Source organism: Thermosipho sp. 1244 (assembly GCF_018588215.1).
Lineage (GTDB): Bacteria > Thermotogota > Thermotogae > Thermotogales > Fervidobacteriaceae > Thermosipho > Thermosipho affectus.
The window spans coordinates 246,825-264,514 of record NZ_LNGA01000023.1; the positions used below are offsets into that span (position 1 = coordinate 246,825).

Here is a 17,690-nt window from a genome sequence, read left to right on the forward strand (position 1 = left end):
GGATTAAAATGTTTTTATTTCTTTGCTAATAATTAGATTTGCATCTGTTAATTTAAGTACCTCATCAATTGTAGTTTCTTCAGAAATTTCTTTTAATACTAACCCTTCATTTGTGGGTTCAATCACGGCAAGTTCTGTGACTATTAAATCTACACGTCTAACCGAAGTTAAAGGCAATGTGCATTTTTTAACAATTTTTGGTTTTCCCTTTGCAGTATGGGTCATTGCGACGATAACTTTTTTTGCACCTGTGACTAAATCCATAGCACCACCCATACCAGGAATCATTTTGTTTGGAATCATCCAATTTGCAAGGTGTCCTTCTTCGTCTACTTGGAGACCACCGAGTACAGTAATATCTAAATGTCCTCCACGGATTATTCCAAAGGAAAAAGCGCTATCAAAGGTCATTGCACCGGGCAATGCTGTAACATAACTTCCACCTGCATTTGTCAAATCTTTGTTTTCAAGACCTACATTTGGAGCAGGTCCCATGCCGATAATACCATTTTCGCTTTGAAAAAACACGTGAATATTTTTTGGAATGTAATTTGCCACTAGAGTGGGTAATCCTATTCCAAGATTTACCAATTGCCCATTTTTCAATTCCTTGGCTACTCGTATTGCAATTTTTTCTTTTATATTCATTTTTCCACCCCCACAATGTAATCGACAACTACTCCTGGAATTTTTATTTCATTTGGGGCGAGTGAACCTGTGGGGACTATTTCTTCTACTTCTACTATTACCATTTTGGCGGCAAGTGCCATTATTGGATTGAAATTTTCTGCGGTAAGATTAAATACTAAATTCCCCATGTAGTCTGACTTTTTAGCTTTAATAATGGATATGTCTGCGTGTAATGGGAGTTCTAAAAGGTATTTTTTTCCATCAATTTCTAATAGTTTTTTTCCGTTTTCTACCACGGTTCCTACTCCAGTAGGTGTTAGTATTCCTCCCAATCCTACCCCAGCAGCACGGATTCTTTCGGCTAGTGTTCCTTGTGGAACTAATTCAACTTCTAAGCTTCCTTCTATCATTTGTTTTTGAGTTTCTGGATTTGTCCCAATGTGTGAAACTATTACCTTTTTACATAACTTATTTTTTATTAATTTACCTATTCCTTTGTCTTCAAATGCCGTATCGTTTGCTATAACAGTGAGATTTGAGATCTTATTTTTTACTATTTCGTCAATAACTTTTTCTGGAGTACCTACTCCAAGGAAACCACCAATCATTAAAGTAGCTCCTTCGTATATTAGTGTCTTGATTTCTGACATATCTATTACTTTCAAAAAATCCCCCCCTTTTTTTGTAAAAATGTTTCAAAGAAATTATAACGTTTTTCTAAAAATTATTCAAAAAGGAAAAGAGCAGAAAATTTAAGGTTTTTGGGTTATAAAACCTAATAAAAAAAAACTCCAGGATTTCCTGGAGTTTAATCATTTAAGAATTCTTTAATTTTTTTTGCTGCTTTTTTTCCTGCGCCCATTGCAAGTATTACAGTTGCTGAACCTGTTACTATATCTCCGCCAGCGAAGACTTTTGGAATACTTGTTTGTCCATACTCGTTTGTTTGTATGTATCCCCATTTGTTTAACTTTAAACCTTCAAATTTTGAAAGCAAAAGTTTGTTTGGGTTTGTTCCTATAGCTTCAATTGCAATTTCTGTAGGAATAATGAATTCACTGTTTTCTATTGGAATAGGTTTTCTTCTACCACTTTCATCTGGTTGACCTAACTTCATTTTTACACACTTTATGCCAATTAAGTTTCCTTCTTTGTCACCAATATAGCTAATAGGTTGTGTGAGTAGTTGGAATTTCACACCTTCTTCCTTAGCGTGGTGGATCTCTGCTTTTCTTGCAGGCATTTCTTCTTCGCTTCTTCTGTAGATTATAGTAACATTTGCTCCGAGTCTTAAAGCACTTCTTGCGGCATCCATTGCAGTATTTCCTCCCCCAATTACCACAACATTTTTACCAATTTTTACTGGAGTATCATATTCTGGAAATTTATACGCCTTCATTAAGTTTATTCTTGTTAAAAATTCATTTGCAGAATAAACACCGTTTAATTCTGTGCCTTCTATATTCATAAATTTTGGTGTACCGGCACCAACACCAATAAAAATTGCATCGTATTTTTCCAATAATTCTTGCGGTTCAATTGCATTACCCACGGGAATATTTAAGAATATGTTTACTCCTAGTTCTTTCAAAAGATCAACTTCTTTTTTTACTATTGATTTTGGTAAACGAAATTCTGGAATTCCGTATATTAGAACACCACCTGGCTCTGAAAATGTTTCGTATACATCAACTAAAAATCCGTATTTTGCAAGTTCAGATGCAACAGTAAGTCCGGAAGGTCCTGCTCCTATTATTGCTATTTTCTTATTTGATTTTTTTTCAATTTTTATCTCATCTTTGATATTGTTTTTAGATGCCCAATCTGCAACAAATCTTTCTAATAATCCAATAGCTATGGGTTTTCCCATTTTGTTTAGCACGCAGGCACCTTCGCATTGTACTTCTTGTGGACACACCCTTCCGCAAATTGCGGGAAGAGCGTTGTATTTTTTCAATATTTTGTATGATTCTTGGAATTTTTCATTTGCAATTTGTTTTATAAATCCAGGAATGTCAATGCCGACGGGACACCCTTTTACACATGTAGGGATTTTGCATTGTAAACATCGTTTTGCTTCTATTATTGCTAAATTTTCAGTATACCCCAATGAAACTTCAGAGAAGTCTTTTGCACGTTCTTTGGGATTTCTTTCAATAGGGTTTACTCTATCTTTTAAAGCCATGTTGGTTCCCCCACAATCTTTAAGTAATTTTCTAAAGCCTTCTTTTCTTTTGTTTTATATTGTGAAAGTCTTGTTAAAAAACTGTTCCAGTCAACATCTCTGCCATCAAATTCGGGACCGTCAACGCAAGTGTATTTTAATGTATCTTTTATTCTAACACGACATCCACCACACATTCCAGTTCCGTCAACCATTATGGCGTTTAATGAAACAAAAATTTTTAAATTGTGTTGTTTGGCAACTTCAGAACAAGTTTTCATCATTAAGGCAGGACCTATAGCCCATACAACATCGTATTTTTCCTTCTTTATCAACCTCTCCATTAATTGGTTAGGAAATAACTTTTCTCCTTTACTTCCATCATCAGTTGCAAAATATAAGTTGTCTGAATTTTTGAATTCATCTTCCAAAATTATAGATTCTTTGTTTCTTGCAGCTAAAATTGTATCTACCTTATTTCCAACATTTATTAATGCATCAACGATTGGTGCAATCGCTGCAATTCCCACACCACCACCAATTGCTAATACTTTTCCATAATGTTTTATTTCACTGGGAGTTCCTAAAGGTCCTACAACATCCTTTATATAATCATTTTCTTTTAGTTTGCAAAGTTCATACGTGCTCTTACCAACTGCTTTTACTATTACTCTGAACATATTGTCTTTAGTTTTAGAGATAGTTAAAGGAATCCTTTCGCCACCTTCGTGAATTCTAAAGATAACAAATTGTCCAGGTTTGGCTTTTTTTGAAATTATTGGGTTTTCTATCCAGAGAAGATGTACACCATATGCCAATTTTTCCTTTTTTACTATGTTATTTAACAATAAAAGCCCTCCTTTAAATAGTAGATTTATGACTTTGGATTTTTTTTGCTGCAAATGATATGGAAAAGTCCAATATTTTTTCGATGTCCCATTTTTTTATGTATCCATACAAATAAGCTGCAGAAACAGCGTCTCCAGCGCCTGTGGTGTTTACTACTTTTACTTTTTTTGCCTTTTTTTGTATCATTTGCTTTTTGTTAGCGTATAAAACACCATCTTTTCCCATTTTTAAGATAACGTTATTTGTGTATTTTAAAAGATGTTGTATATTGTCTTTTAGAGTTTGTTTTTTTGATATTTGTTGTATTTCTTGAAGATTTAAAGATACCATTTCAGGTTTGAATTTTTTGATAATTTCAAATTGGCTGGTTTCTGAAAGTTCTACAAATGAAATTTTTGAATTTTTAAGTGCTCTAATAAGTGTGTTTTCTGGAATACCTGTTTGGATAAATGAAAGTTCCATTTTTTCTGGAATTTGGTCTTCTGATAAAAATTTATTTGCTCCAAGGTTGTGAAACATCGTGTTATTTCCATCTTTATCTATTATTATACTGGTAATAGCAGTAGATGTGTTTACGATTTTTGGGGTGAAAAGTAATATATTTTCAAGTGAATTTTTTATGAATTCTCCAAAGATATCATTTCCAATACATGAGATAAGCCTTACCTTTAGACAGAATTTTGATAAATTTACTGCAACATTTGTAGCTTTTCCGCCTGTGGAAAGAACGGTAAAATTTGAAATATTATTGTTTTCTAATTTAATAGAGTCTACGTAATAAAGTATATCTAAATTTGTTTTTCCTATACATACAATATCAACTTTCTCTTTGTAAAACAATGGAAGCAGCCCCCAATATGCCAGCATTTTCGACTAAAGGACTTTGAATAATTTCATATGTGTTTTTAAAAGATGGCATTACAAGTTCATCTACCCTTTTCTTAAGTGGATTAAAGAGAATATCTCCTGCTCTTGATACACCACCTCCGATAATTATAACTTCCGGGTTGAATATATGGATGAAACTTGTAATACCTATTGCAAGTGCTTCTACAACTTCATCTTTAATCATATTAGCCAATCTGTCATTTTGTTTTGCTAAATCAAATATGGATTTAGCGGTAATTTCATTATCTTTAAATATCAGTGAATTTGGGTATTTCTTTTTTCGTTCCAGAGCCATTCTTACTATTGCAGTAGCTGATGCATAGGCTTCAAGACAACCATAGTTGCCACAACCACATAAAGGGCCGTTGGGATTTATTATTACATGTCCTAATTCTGTGCCGATACCGTTATTTCCAGTAATTAATTTGTTGTGGGATATAACTCCTCCTCCTACACCCGTTCCAAGTGTTAATGCCACAATGTGTTTTTTTCCTTTTCCAGCTCCAAACCATTTTTCACCTAAGACAAAAGAATTTGCATCATTTTCTACGTAGACTTTTTTGTTTAATAATTTTGAAAGTCCTGGTCCAAGCTTAAAATTATGCCAGTCTGGAAAGTTGGGTGAAAACCTCACAATTCCATTCTCTTTATCAATTGAACCAGGAGAACCAATTCCAACGGCGTGAAAATCACCATTTGATAATTCCAAAATTGCATCCGCAATCCTTTTGACTACGGTTTCTCCACCAAGATGTACTTTGGTTTCTATGGATGATTTTTTTAAAATTTTTCCTGATTTTGTATCTACTAATCCGATTTTCACATATGTTCCACCAAGATCAACACCTATGATTTTCATTTTGTGGCCTCCTTTGCAAGATAAAGTGAGCAACATCCTTTATAGTCGTAGATTTTGCTTGCAGAATTTACAAAAATATTAGGAGTGATGTTGTTTAAAAGTATTTCTCTATATTTTCCATGTGGATGCATGCATCCAAGTACGACGGTTTTAAAATATTTTTGTGCCATATCAAAAACCATTTTTACATCATTTATAGCAGGTGGTTTACAGTTTTCAAATTCGGTTTTTTTCGTTGGGATGAAGATGTTTAATACTATAGAATCGAAATATTCTTTTAACATTTCCAAACTTTTTATTTCATGAGTTATTTCCCCACAGAAAATTCCGATTGTTATGTGTGGTATCTTTTGTGCCTTTAATGGTAAAACAGAGTTTAGTATTTCTTCTGGGGATCTAGAGATCTTGTATATATCTTTCATCACATCTTTATCTGAGAAAAAATCGAAACTTATGACATCCGCGATTTCGTCTATTTCAAATGGAGGATTTTTGGGAAAGCCTATGTGAAAATTGTAAATTAAATTATATTTTTCTTTTAGATCTTTTAATTTTTTGACATAACCTTTAAAGGGTATGGTACCATCAAACATTATTCCACCACTTATTAGAAATGATTTATATCGTTTTATGTATCTTTCCATATCATCTATGTATGTCATACTTTTAATATAAACTCCTCCACAATGTTTACAGTTTATAGGACAGGATTTTGTAACAGATATGGGTAAAGTTCCAGAAGGATTTACTATTACCACTTAAAATTCACCGCCTTAGTAGTTAATTTTTCTTTTTCATCAGTTTGTATCCATCCTTTTAATCCTAAAAGTTCCATGTATTCCACTGCTTCTGTGTATTCTGATTTTGTAATTTTTCTGCCAATAAGTGGATCGTTTTTTGCTCCAAAATGTGGAATGTACTGTGACATTAGAGAAACAGGTATTCTTGGATCAAGTTCCAATACAAATCTTAAGGCTTTGAAGTGTCCAGATACATTGTTTGGTAGTACAAGTATTCTAATTATAAGTCCTTTATCTTTAATAAAAGGACCTACTTGCCTGTACATTTCTTTTATTGCAACTTGCGCAATTTCCCAATAATTGTCAACTTTTGAGTAAATTTTACCATACATAGAGTTTGTATATCGAATGTCGGCAAGGTATATATCTACATAACCTTCAAGCATCTTTAAAGTTTCTACATTTTCATAACTTGATGTATTATACACAACTGGTAATTTGAATCCTTTTGATTTTGCGATATTCAATGCTTCTATTATTTGTGGTACATATTGAGTTGCTGTAACTAGATCCAATGTATATGCGCCACTTTCTTGTAGTTTTAGAAAAGCATCTGAAAGTTTTTCAATTGATATTTCTTTACCAACACCTTTTTGTGAAAAACCCATATTCTGACAGTATACACATTTCATTGGACAGCCTGAAAAAAATACGATTCCTGCCCCGTTTTTTCCGGAAATAGGTGGTTCTTCACCTTTGTGAAGCAATATATTTGCGATCTTAATTTTGAAGTCTGTTCCACAAATTCCCCGTTTTTCATATCTATTTATCATGCATTTTCTTGGACATAATGTACATCTTTTTAGCATTTTATCCTCCTCTTTTGAGTTCTATAAAATGTTTCTCAAATTCTTGTATTTTATTTCTAACCTTCTCTATAGCATCTTCAACTTGCTCAAGACCTGAATATAATTCTTCAGTTGCTTCGCGAGTTGTTTTAGAAACTTTGGTAATTTTATCGATATTGTCTATTGTGGAATTATTTATCTCGTTTATAGCGTTAAGTGATTCATTTACTTCCAATATTTCTTTTGAGGCTTTTTCTGAAATTAAAATGTTTGATGTTATAATTTTTTCGATATTTGAGAGTGATTCTTTGGAATTTTTGGCAAGTTCTCTTGTGCTATTTGAAAGTTCCATTATCATCTCTGCAATCCTGGAAAGTCCTTCTCTATCAATAGCTTCTTTGCTTGTTTCAATTGATGCATTTATTGCAAGAACAGTAATAGTATCTGAAATATCCGTTATTTTCTCCGTTAGATTTCCCAAAACGTCTGTTAAGTTTGCGAGTTTAGCACTGGATTGAATTATTTCTTTCATTTGTGCTGTGAAATCTTTGATTTTTTCTGTGGATGTTTCGATTTCAGCAGTTGTTTCTTCAATAAATGCGGCAAAATCTTCTACAGATTTGTCAAGTTCATTCATGGCATTTTCTGTATTTTCGGCCATTGATTTTATTTCAGCTGTCGAAGATGAAGTTAAAACAATATTTTCAAGTATATCTTTGAAGAGATTATTAACTTTTTCAAAGTCTTCTTGGTTTTTTTTGTGTATAAATATACCAAATACATATCCCAAAGTTATGCTAATTATGGATATCAACGGAAGTATAACAGTATAAAATAGCTTTTTGAATTTTTTTATCATTGGAAATAGATCATCTTCGTTAACAGCTGCTACTATAAAATTTTCTCCATCGAATGCAAAGGCTGCTATTTTCTTTTTATTTTCGAACACATATTCGTATGTGCCTTCCTTTTTTTCTTGCATATACTTGAAGAAGTCTGGGAAAAATTTTGAAAAATCTTTTCCAATTTTTGATTTATCATTATGATTTAAAGTTATACCATCTTTAGATATTAGGTAATAATACTCCAGTGTATCTTGTTTGAATATTACATCATATGCTTTTGTCTTAGCAATTATATTTATTTTATCTTCAAATTGAGAAACGGCGGTTTCCTTAAGTGCTCTTGAGAAAAAAGGAATAACAAAGGTGGTTGCCAGTAACCAAACAATTACCAAAAAACATATACTAAGTGCTAATGAAAGTTTAGAAAAATTTTTCATATATATCCCTCCTGAAATAAATAATTACTTTTTCTCATTGTTGAGTGAAACTATTATACTTTTCATTTTTTCAAGTGTTAGTAATGTGAAGTTCTTATTCTTTCTTATATAGCTATTTGGTAAATAATCAAAATCGGCGTCTTTTTGTATGAAGAATTTGACATTTTTATTTTGAAGTTGTTCTATGTATTGTTGCCCATCATTTCCCAAACCACTTAAAACAAAGATAAAAAAGTTTGAACTTGCATATTTTATTAGAGATTTAAATAATGTATTTATTGATGGATGTGTAATGGTAGATTTATCTTCGGCACTCTTAACTTTATCTTTAGATACAAATATCAAACTTTTTCCTCCTGTTGGTAAAAAAATTCCTGGTAATAATTCTGTAATATTATTCACAATCGTTACGTTTTGATGCGTGTTATTTCTTATATGCTCTGCAAAACTTTCCATGAATTTTCCGGTAAAATGAATATTTATTATAACTGGTACATTTAATTTTTTATTTATATTAACTAGTTCAACTGCATTATTAGGACTACCTGCAGAACCGACTATTATAATCTTATTCATTTGTATCACCCAATAATTTATTAATTGTATCTACAATTTTTTGTGGAGATTCGTCTTTTGAAATAAATGCATCTGCCCCAGATTCAAGTGCTTTTGATAAGTTGTTCTTTGTAAGAGTACTTAAGAGTATTACAGGAATATTTTTTTTTGTTTTTTTAATTTTTTTTGTAAGTTCAAAACCATCTAAATTAGGCATTTCAACATCTGATATGACAAGATCAAAATCTTTGTTTTCAAGTTTTTTTAACCCTTCAATTCCGTCTTTTGCGGTTTCAGTCTTGAATTTGGATTTTTCAAGAAAGTTAGAGATAATTTTTCTTGTAATAACAGAATCGTCTATAATCAGTATCTTTTTGTGATTTTGAAATGTTTTTACGTGTTTATTGAATTTTTCTATATCTATTACAGGGATGGGATATGGAAAAATATTTTTTACAAATCCTTTTATGTATGAAAGCTCTTCTGGAACAAACTTTCCATCAAAGATACCAATTATATTTTCTACAACTAATGCTTTGTCATTTTGGGTTATAACCACAAATTTTGGTTTTTTTGAATTATATGTTACATCATATACTTTATTGCTTAATAGTATTTTCCCATCTATTACTTCTTCATACTTTGAAAGCTGGATAATATCTGAAGTTTCTATTGAAAATACCATATCTTCGTCTTTTAATATAAGTACTTTCGTAATAAAATTCTTTATTTCAAAGAAAATAGTAAATTTTGTACCTTTATTTTTTTCACTTTCAACTTTAACGTCTCCACCTCTTAGAGTAGAAAAATTTTTAACCATATCTAAACCTATACCTCTACCGGAAAGTTCATCTGCTTCATCTTTTGAACTAAAGCCTGGTAGAAATATGGCTTCTTGAGGTGAAATATTTAAATTTAATTTTTTTATTTTTTCTTCTATTTTATTATAGTCAATTCCTCTGCCATCGTCTGAAATCTCAATAAATATTTTATTTTGTTTTATATATGCTTTTATTTCTATATTTCCTACTTCATTTTTGCCGATTTTTTTCCTTTCTTCAGGTGTTTCAATTCCATGTGCAACGGCGTTTCTTGCAAGGTGTACTAGTATGTTTATTATATCTTTTACATCTTTTTTTTCAATTTTTACGCCTTTTACGTTTAGTTTTACATTTATTTTTTTTCCATATCTTTTTGCTTCTTTTTGTACAAGTTCTTTGAAGTCATTCAAAACGCTTTCTAAGTCTACAAATAGAATACTCTCAAGTATTTCTATCATGTGCTTCTTCAAACTTTTAATTTGGTTTAGAGCGTTTTTTAAATCATTTCTTATAATAGTATTTTCTATTTCCAAGATTTGTGATATAAACTCACTGATTTCGGAAATTTCAAATATGTCTTTTTCTGAAATTATTAAATCTTCTTCTACAGAAATTTTTCCATCAAGTATGTCTGAAAATTTTGAAAGTTCGCTTTCTGTTAAATCTTCTTTTTTATTTGAAATGTTGGAAATTATAGCTATGACGTTGTCCAGAAATGTAGTATCAGGTATCTCTTCATTTTCTGATTTTTCTTTGAAATAACTTTCTATTTTATGAAAGAGTTTTGAAAAGTTTTTCATTTCCACAAGACTTGCTGATCCCTTTAAAGTGTGAAAGATTCTATACAAATCTTTTATGTAGCTTTTTTCTTTTTCTTCTTTTATTTTTGAAATAAGTTCTTTTGCTTCTTTAGATTTTTCCAAAAGTTCCGACAGAAATATTTCTGTAAAATCCATAATATCACTCCAATATTTGCAGGTTACCAAAGTCACATTTTAAGATTTTTATATTGTTACTTTCGAAAACTTTCCCATTTATAAGGTTTATTTTGTTACATTGATATGCAGTATGGTTTGTGACAACTACGTGTTTACCGTCTGTTATCTTTTTTACTGGAATTATTTTTTTGTGTTCTACAAATCCAACATATTTATCCACGGGAAATTTTATAACTTCTTTACTTTGAAGTATTATAAGTACATTTTTTTTATAGATAGCAAATTTTCCATCTAATATTAGGTATTCACTTTTATCTTTGCTGAGCTTTTTTTTATTGTTTTGAGTGGAGTCCCTTATTTGGTGCGGAATAGAGATCTTTTTAATATTGTATATAAAATATTCGTCTCTCTCAAATATCACACCTGTGTAGATATCGTTATTTTCTATTTTTTTAGGGGAGTAATTTGTTTCTTTTATTATTCTTGTTATACCAAAGGCGAATTTTTCAAAAACGAGAAAAAATTTAAGTTTAGGTTTTTTGAGATTTTTGTGGGAGTAGACGGGATAAAGTTTATTGGCAAACAAACAAAAACTTACATTATCTGGGGTTTTTATCAGTTTTGAACTTATTCCCATAATTTGTTCCTTTGGAAGTGCTATTTTATATGTTTTGTCTTTATCTTCTATTTCACATAAAAAAAACATAAGCTTCACTCCTTAAGGAGATATTTTAACTGCCATATTTCATCATCGTTATTCTGATTTAAAAGTATTGCCACTTTATAGGATTTTTTCGCATCATTTATCTTATTAAGTTTTATTTCTAAGAAAGTTTTATATTTGAATACTATGTAGGATAGAGGAATTTTTTTAGATAGACCCTTTATTATTCTGTAAGCTTTTTCATATTCCTCGTTTTCAATGTAATTTTCAACTAGGTGAATTTCATCTTCAAAATCAAGTTCTTTTTCGGAAATTTTTGGAACATATTTTTCTTTTATTTTTTTTGTTTTTTTCAATATGTATGGAACATCTATAGGGGTGAAAAAATCGTATAACGCAGGATGATATTCACCTTGACCTAAAACTACATATCCATTTCCCTTTGTTAGTTCAAAAAGTTTCTTAGCCATTCTTTTTTGCTCAGGTATATATATTAAGACTCTCCTTATAAATATTATATCAAATTTATCATTCGAAATTTCCATTATATTTTTATTGTAAAATTCGACATATTTTTTATACTTTTCTTTTACATAAAATGTATTGCCTACTACGTTAAAATATTTTCTTATTTCTGTGTTAGTAAGAAATCGTACACTCCAAAATTTGTATTTTCCATTTTTTGCTTCTTTAATTCTATCGGGATTTATATCTATACCTATTATTTTTGCATTCAAGTTTAAATCATTAATCAAAAACGCCAAGGAGTATACTTCTTCTCCTTTTGAGCAACCAACACTTAGGATTTTCCAAGAATCCTTTTTTTTCATGATATTTTTTAAAAACTCAAAAGTTTTTCTATCTCTGAAAAAGTAAGTTTCTCCTATTGTTAAGTTGTCTATTACTAGTTTTTTAAGCATGTTTTCACTTAAATTTTCTACGTTTATTTGTTTTTCCAATCTTTCTACAAGTTTTTTAGAAGTTTTCAGATTTAACTCTTTTAAGATTTTTGATAGTTTTTTTCTCATTTTTTCCCCCTAGGCAAATTATACTATAATTTTGTGTGATATAATACGTAAGAGGTGATTTACATGCCAATAATTAATCTTTTTGGAAACTCAGATCTTATGAAAGAAAAGTACGTCGAAAGTTTAAAAGAGCGTGTTAAATCGGAATATATAAGAATATATCCAGGATATGATATATCTGTAGTAATTGAGAAATTGTCAAATTTGGGATTATTTTCAGAGAACGTTATAGTAGATATAATTGATTTTGATAAATTTAAAACAAGTGAAAGAAAAAAAATATTGGAGTTGAATGTTTCAGATAAAGATTTTTTGATTTTAAGGACACAGAATAAGATTAAGGGATTAAAAGTTGAAGAATTTAAGTTACCAAATGTTTGGGAAGAAGAAAAATGGAAGAAATTGATATCAAAATTTTTAGTTGATGAAGGTTTGAAAAATGATGAAGATCTAATTAATTTGTTATTTGAAAATGTAGGGCCTAATGAATATGCAATTTATAATGAGATAAAAAAGTTAAAAGTTTTCGGGAAAGATTTATCTATTGAATTGGCAAAAGATTTGATACACAAATATACTACTTCAAAGTTGGATGATTTTTGTTTCATGATTTCTGAGAAAAGGATGGAAGTGTTCAAATGTGTAAAAGAAATAACAAAAGATTATGAATTTCCTATAATAGTTTATAGTTTGTCTAATCATTTTATCTCATTATACAAATTAGCGATTTATGCAAATGGGAAGGTACGCTTTAGTTGGCCCGAGCTTTCAAAAATTTCAAGAGAGTTGAAAATTTCAAGCTCAAAGATAGCAAGATTTGTAGGATTTAAGTTTAAAAATCAAAGATTTGAACCAGTAAACCACTTAATTACTTATGATTTAGACAAAATAGAGGCTATAATAAAAAAATTGTATTTTTTAGATAGAGCTGTTAAAACTGGAGGTGTTGTGGATGTTGAATTGTTGAATTTTATTAAGGAGGTGTGGTAGTTGTTTTACGAAAAATATGCAAAAAAGATAATGGTATTTCTAATGATAATTAATGTTACTTTCTTTATTGGATTGTTTAGGATAAAGTTGAAAGCAGATTTTTCACTTTTTAAATTGGAAAATTCAAAGTATGAAAAAATTTTAAATGAGATGGAAAGAGATTTTTCATCTGAAAACCAACTAAATTTATTAGTAGAATTTGACTTTAATCCATTAAGTCTAGAAGGATTAAAGGAAATTAGAGAGTTAAATGAAAAATTGGAGGGAATTGATGGAATAGGGAAGGTTGTTTCCCCACTTCCAAAAGAGATACCTGTGGGATTTAGAAAGGTAAATATCTCAAATATAACGGAAGAAAATTTTAAGTTGGCTAGATCTTTTCTTGAAAAACTTAATACGGTTTTGAAAGAGGATGGGAAGTACTATGTTATGTTTTATATTTTTCCAGAGAAAAAGGTAGTGTCAAAGATAGATAAGGTAATTAATATACCACATTATTTTGCAGGTAGTGCATATTTGCAAGAAAAAATTTACGATTATTTGTTGTTAATTATCTTTACTATTCCGCCTATCGCAATTTTAACCATATTTATTGTGTTTAAATGGAGATTAGGTGGAATAAAGCCTACTTTATTTTCAGTTTTTCCAGCAGGAATGGGTGCATTGTGGACTCTTGGATTTATAGGTTGGACTGTGAGAGAAATTTCGATTTTGACAATACTTGCACCTATTTTCACGATAATTATGGGAAGTGCTGATGGATTACATTTTGTTTCTCATTTTATGGATAACAAAGAGAAAAGTGATAAATTTGGTGCTTTAAGGGAGACATTTAGAAGTACTGGTGTTGCAATGGTTTTAACTACAATAACAACAGTTGCTGGTTTTTTGTCACTTGCGATAATAGATTCTCGATCTTTGGCTCAAATGGGTAAATTTAGTGCACTTGGTGTTACTTTTGCAGGCATTGCCACTTGGTTTTTTTTGCCTGTTGTACTATTGAAGAGTGATATAACACCTAAAAAGGAAGAAAGCAGAATATCAGTAATGTTTAAGAATTTTATAGGTAAAAAGTCTGTGATTTTTACAATATTTATATTATTAGTGTTTTTACCAGGTATGTATTTTGTAGATAATAATTTTTATATGTTGGATCTTTATAAAGAATATACTTCCGTTAAAAAAAATGTAGATGTTGTAAGTAAAGTTGCAGGTGTTTCTGTACCTGTATACGGATATTTTAAAACCAATGATTTGCTATTACCGGATTTTGCAAATAAAATATTGAATTTTGAGAAGAGTTTATCTAATGTTAAGGCGGTTTCGTTTTACGATATAATGAAAAATATAAATGAGAAAATCTTAGGGCAAAGAGGTTATCCAAAGAATATTTTTCGGGTAAAAGTACTTTTAAATTTAATTCCATCTATTTACGATAATTTTATAAATTTGAAAAGCTTGTCGGGGAGAATTTTGATTTTTCCAAAAGAAATTAACAATGAAATTTTAACTGATATAGAAAAAAAAGCTCCATCAGGTGTAAAGATAACAGGTACTCCGTACATTATGAAAGAGATGAATGAGGTATTAGTTCCGCAGCAAATAAAGTCTTTATTACTTGCAGTACTTTTGGTGTTTTTGATTGTCTTGATTAGATTAAAAAACTTAAAGGAATCTTTTATTTCAATTTTACCTATTTCCTTGTCTTTGCTAGTTATGTTTGGGTTTATGGGCTACTTTAATATAAAATTGAGTATAATTACTGCAACAATGGGAAGTATTGTGGTTGGAGTTGGTATAGACTATGCTATTCACTTTATTGAGAGTTATAACTACTATTTAAAAATTTTAAAGAATAAAAAACTTGCCATTGAAAAATCTTTTGATGTAACTTCAAAACCTATTTTGGCAAATGCATTAGGACTTGCAATAGGTCTTTCGGTTTTACTCTTGTCTCCTTTGAAAATACATGAATATTTAGTTGGAATAATGTGGGTTTCTATGATTACAAGCTCAATTTTTAGTTTGACACTTTTACCTACTTTACTGTTTATTGCAAATTCGGATAGAAATGGAGTATAATATTAATATGGATGGCTGGAAGGAAATATCATATATTTTAAAGAAAGAGGTGGCATCCTCTAAGATTTCGTTATTAAAACTTTCAGAAAAGCTGGAAATAGATATTGAAAATCTCCGAAGATATTTTGAAGGAGACTTTTCTGGTGAGCCTGAATTTATCAAAGATGATTTAAAAAAGCTGAGGTTTTTTTTTAATATTTCTGAAGACCTCACTACTTTGTTTGAACTTGGAAAAAGTCAAAGAGAGTTTTCATTAAAAAGGTTAAAAAATATATATGTAATTTATTTTTTGCTTTTTATCAGTGGTTTGTTATTTTTTATTTCTGTGAAATTGTTAATTGAAGTTTATAAAGCTCCTTTAGTGACTTTAAGGTCGCAAAAAGAGATTGTTGTGGATGGAAAAGTCGGAAGGGTATTTTCACTTGGGATAGGAGAGCATGTAGTAAATGGAAAAGCTTTGCTTTTAAAAATCAACAACGAGAAAAAGCTAATCAATATGGATAATTTTAAGGTGGTGATAAAATGGGAAAAATAAGAAAGGTAGATATGGTTAACTTAGTCATGTTTTTTTTCTCTTCTCAAGTTGAATATTGGTTTGAAGAAGTTAAGAATAGATTGATAGAATATTTTGGTCCTATTGATTACAAATCTGAGATTTTAGATTTTGAAAAATATACATTGTATTATAACAAAGAGATGGGGGAAGGTGTACGTGGAATATTAATAAGTTTTGAGAGACTTATCCATCCTGCACAACTTGCAGATATAAAAAATATTACTAATAATATTGAAAATGAATTTGCGGTGAATGGAAATAGAAGATTTAATATTGATCCAGGTTATATTCACCATATGCAATTTGTACTTGCAACTACAAAAATGTGGCCACATAGAATATACATTGGAAAAGGAATATATGCAGAACCTACATTGATGTACATTAATGGAAGGTGGAAGGACTACGATTTCACATATCCAAATTATAAAGAAGAAGAATACAAAAAAGAATTGGAAAGAATAAGGTTAATGTATCTTGAAAAGAGAAAAAAGTTTTTGAGGTGAAATGATGAATTTTTATGTGGATGTTTTAGGATGTCCAAAAAATGAAGCAGATTGTGCAATATTAAAGGCTCATTTGAAAAAAATGGGAAATAACGTGGTGGATAATTTAAGTGAAGCAGATGCGGTGATTGTTGATACTTGTGGTTTTATTTTGAATGCTAAGAAGGAATCTATTGAGGAGATATTAACATATGTGGAATTAAAGAAAGAAAGGAATTTAAAGGTTTTTGTAACAGGTTGTTTAGTACAAAGATTTGGAAAGGAATTGAAAAAAGAAATACCGGAAGTTGACGGATGGTTTGGTGTTGTAGAACCAAAAAAGATTGCGGAAAATATAGGTAAAAAAAGTGTCATTCCCGATATGCCAAATGCGGTTTATAATTTTTATGGACGAGTTGATAACAAACAATATGCGTATGTGAAAATTTCAGATGGTTGTGATAGAGCGTGTAGTTTTTGTACTATTCCGTTATTCAAAGGTAGTTTTAAGAGTAGAAAAATTGAAGACTTGTTGAATGAAGTAAAGTTTTTAGTTAATTCTGGGATAAAAGAAGTAATATTGGTAGCACAGGATACAACGGGATATGGTATAGATCTTTACGGAGAGCAAAAATTACCTGAGCTTTTAAAAAGGATAAACGATATACCTGGAGACTTTTGGGTTAGGGTTATGTATATGCATCCCGATCATATCACAGATAAGATTATTGAAGCTTTTTCTTATGAAAAAGTTTTAAAATATTTCGATATGCCTATTCAATATGCAAGTAATAATATACTACGATTAATGAATAGGACTAGAAAAGTAGAAGAACTCCTATTGTTGATTAATAAAATTAGGAATTTTTACAGCAATGCCGTTTTGAGGACAGGTATAATTGTGGGGTTTCCAGGTGAAACAGATGAGGAGTTTCAAAAAATGCTTGAGTTTGTAAAAGAGGTAAAATTTGATAGATTGGGTGCATTTTTGTATTCAGATGAAGAAGAGGCAGCTTCCTTTAAACTAGATGGAAAAGTTCCAAGGAAATTGGCTGAAGAAAGATTGGAAGAATTAATGGATATTCAAGCCCAAATTTCTTTGGAAAAAAACGAAAAACTTGTGGGAAAGGTATTAAAAGTATTATTTGACGAAGAAGAAGCAGGAGTTTTAGTTGGAAGAAGTTATATGGATGCCCCAGAGATTGACGGTAGTGTATTTGTTAAGGGGAATTTTAAAAAGGGCTTTTTTAATGTAAAGATTACTTCTGCAGACATTTATGACTTAGAAGGAGAATTTATTGAGGAGTGATA

Annotated in this window: 18 protein-coding genes; 5 read left to right on the forward strand and 13 right to left on the reverse strand. The window is 30.2% G+C overall.

Annotated features, from left to right (window positions below):
- Nucleotides 1-3 precede the first annotated feature (3 nt).
- The 13 genes from AS157_RS06355 to AS157_RS06415 form a co-directional block, all read right to left on the reverse strand.
- Complete coding sequence (locus AS157_RS06355; protein ID WP_077289585.1) at nucleotides 4-648, reverse strand: 3-oxoacid CoA-transferase subunit B; 645 nt, start codon at nucleotides 646-648, stop codon at nucleotides 4-6.
- Nucleotides 645-1,295, reverse strand: coding sequence for a CoA transferase subunit A (locus tag AS157_RS06360; protein WP_077289586.1), 651 nt, complete (start codon nucleotides 1,293-1,295; stop codon nucleotides 645-647). Before AS157_RS06360 ends, AS157_RS06355 begins: the two co-directional genes overlap by 4 nt.
- A 143-nt stretch (nucleotides 1,296-1,438) precedes the next feature.
- Nucleotides 1,439-2,815, reverse strand: a complete 1,377-nt coding sequence (gene gltA / locus AS157_RS06365; protein ID WP_077289587.1) for an NADPH-dependent glutamate synthase — start codon at nucleotides 2,813-2,815, stop codon at nucleotides 1,439-1,441.
- Nucleotides 2,806-3,642, reverse strand: coding sequence for a sulfide/dihydroorotate dehydrogenase-like FAD/NAD-binding protein (locus tag AS157_RS06370; protein ID WP_077289588.1), 837 nt, complete (start codon nucleotides 3,640-3,642; stop codon nucleotides 2,806-2,808). The genes gltA and AS157_RS06370 overlap by 10 nt, the downstream gene beginning before the upstream one ends.
- 13 nt (nucleotides 3,643-3,655) lie before the next feature.
- Nucleotides 3,656-4,483: a carbohydrate kinase family protein gene (locus tag AS157_RS06375; protein WP_077289589.1), complete on the reverse strand. Its 828-nt coding sequence runs from the start codon at nucleotides 4,481-4,483 to the stop codon at nucleotides 3,656-3,658.
- Complete coding sequence (locus AS157_RS06380) at nucleotides 4,461-5,390, reverse strand: ROK family protein (protein WP_077289590.1); 930 nt, start codon at nucleotides 5,388-5,390, stop codon at nucleotides 4,461-4,463. The genes AS157_RS06375 and AS157_RS06380 overlap by 23 nt, the downstream gene beginning before the upstream one ends.
- The gene (locus AS157_RS06385) at nucleotides 5,387-6,148 is read right to left on the reverse strand and encodes a radical SAM protein (protein ID WP_077289591.1); all 762 of its coding nucleotides are present in this window, start codon (nucleotides 6,146-6,148) and stop codon (nucleotides 5,387-5,389) included. The genes AS157_RS06380 and AS157_RS06385 overlap by 4 nt, the downstream gene beginning before the upstream one ends.
- Entirely contained in the window at nucleotides 6,142-6,999 is an 858-nt protein-coding gene (locus AS157_RS06390) for a radical SAM protein (protein WP_077289592.1), read from the reverse strand. Before AS157_RS06390 ends, AS157_RS06385 begins: the two co-directional genes overlap by 7 nt.
- Nucleotide 7,000: 1 nt before the next feature.
- Nucleotides 7,001-8,260, reverse strand: coding sequence for a chemotaxis protein (locus AS157_RS06395; RefSeq protein WP_077289593.1), 1,260 nt, complete (start codon nucleotides 8,258-8,260; stop codon nucleotides 7,001-7,003).
- A 24-nt stretch (nucleotides 8,261-8,284) separates the two neighbouring features.
- Nucleotides 8,285-8,836 (reverse strand): chemotaxis protein CheB, encoded by a 552-nt coding sequence (locus AS157_RS06400; protein ID WP_077289594.1) that lies wholly within the window; start codon nucleotides 8,834-8,836, stop codon nucleotides 8,285-8,287.
- Nucleotides 8,829-10,592 carry an ATP-binding response regulator gene (locus tag AS157_RS06405; protein ID WP_077289596.1) on the reverse strand — a complete coding sequence of 588 codons (1,764 nt, stop codon included), beginning with the start codon at nucleotides 10,590-10,592 and terminating at the stop codon, nucleotides 8,829-8,831. The genes AS157_RS06400 and AS157_RS06405 overlap by 8 nt, the downstream gene beginning before the upstream one ends.
- A 4-nt stretch (nucleotides 10,593-10,596) precedes the next feature.
- Nucleotides 10,597-11,280, reverse strand: a complete 684-nt coding sequence (locus AS157_RS06410; protein WP_077289598.1) for a hypothetical protein — start codon at nucleotides 11,278-11,280, stop codon at nucleotides 10,597-10,599.
- A 5-nt stretch (nucleotides 11,281-11,285) separates the two neighbouring features.
- Complete coding sequence (locus tag AS157_RS06415; RefSeq protein WP_077289600.1) at nucleotides 11,286-12,266, reverse strand: CheR family methyltransferase; 981 nt, start codon at nucleotides 12,264-12,266, stop codon at nucleotides 11,286-11,288.
- 63 nt (nucleotides 12,267-12,329) lie between these two features.
- Between AS157_RS06415 and AS157_RS06420 the strand changes: the two genes are divergently transcribed.
- Genes AS157_RS06420 through rimO form a run of 5 tightly spaced genes read left to right on the forward strand, consistent with a single transcriptional unit; the run spans nucleotide 12,330 to nucleotide 17,688 of the window.
- Nucleotides 12,330-13,256 (forward strand): DNA polymerase III subunit delta, encoded by a 927-nt coding sequence (locus AS157_RS06420; protein ID WP_077289602.1) that lies wholly within the window; start codon nucleotides 12,330-12,332, stop codon nucleotides 13,254-13,256.
- Nucleotides 13,257-15,338, forward strand: a complete 2,082-nt coding sequence (locus tag AS157_RS06425; protein WP_250880072.1) for an efflux RND transporter permease subunit — start codon at nucleotides 13,257-13,259, stop codon at nucleotides 15,336-15,338. It abuts the gene before it with no gap.
- A 7-nt stretch (nucleotides 15,339-15,345) separates the two neighbouring features.
- Nucleotides 15,346-15,873, forward strand: coding sequence for a hypothetical protein (locus AS157_RS06430; protein ID WP_077289604.1), 528 nt, complete (start codon nucleotides 15,346-15,348; stop codon nucleotides 15,871-15,873).
- On the forward strand, nucleotides 15,861-16,400 hold the full coding sequence (locus tag AS157_RS06435; protein ID WP_077289606.1) for a DUF4416 family protein: 540 nt from the start codon (nucleotides 15,861-15,863) through the stop codon (nucleotides 16,398-16,400). The genes AS157_RS06430 and AS157_RS06435 overlap by 13 nt, the downstream gene beginning before the upstream one ends.
- 4 nt (nucleotides 16,401-16,404) lie before the next feature.
- Nucleotides 16,405-17,688, forward strand: a complete 1,284-nt coding sequence (gene rimO, locus AS157_RS06440) for a 30S ribosomal protein S12 methylthiotransferase RimO (protein WP_077289608.1) — start codon at nucleotides 16,405-16,407, stop codon at nucleotides 17,686-17,688.
- Nucleotides 17,689-17,690 lie beyond the last annotated feature (2 nt).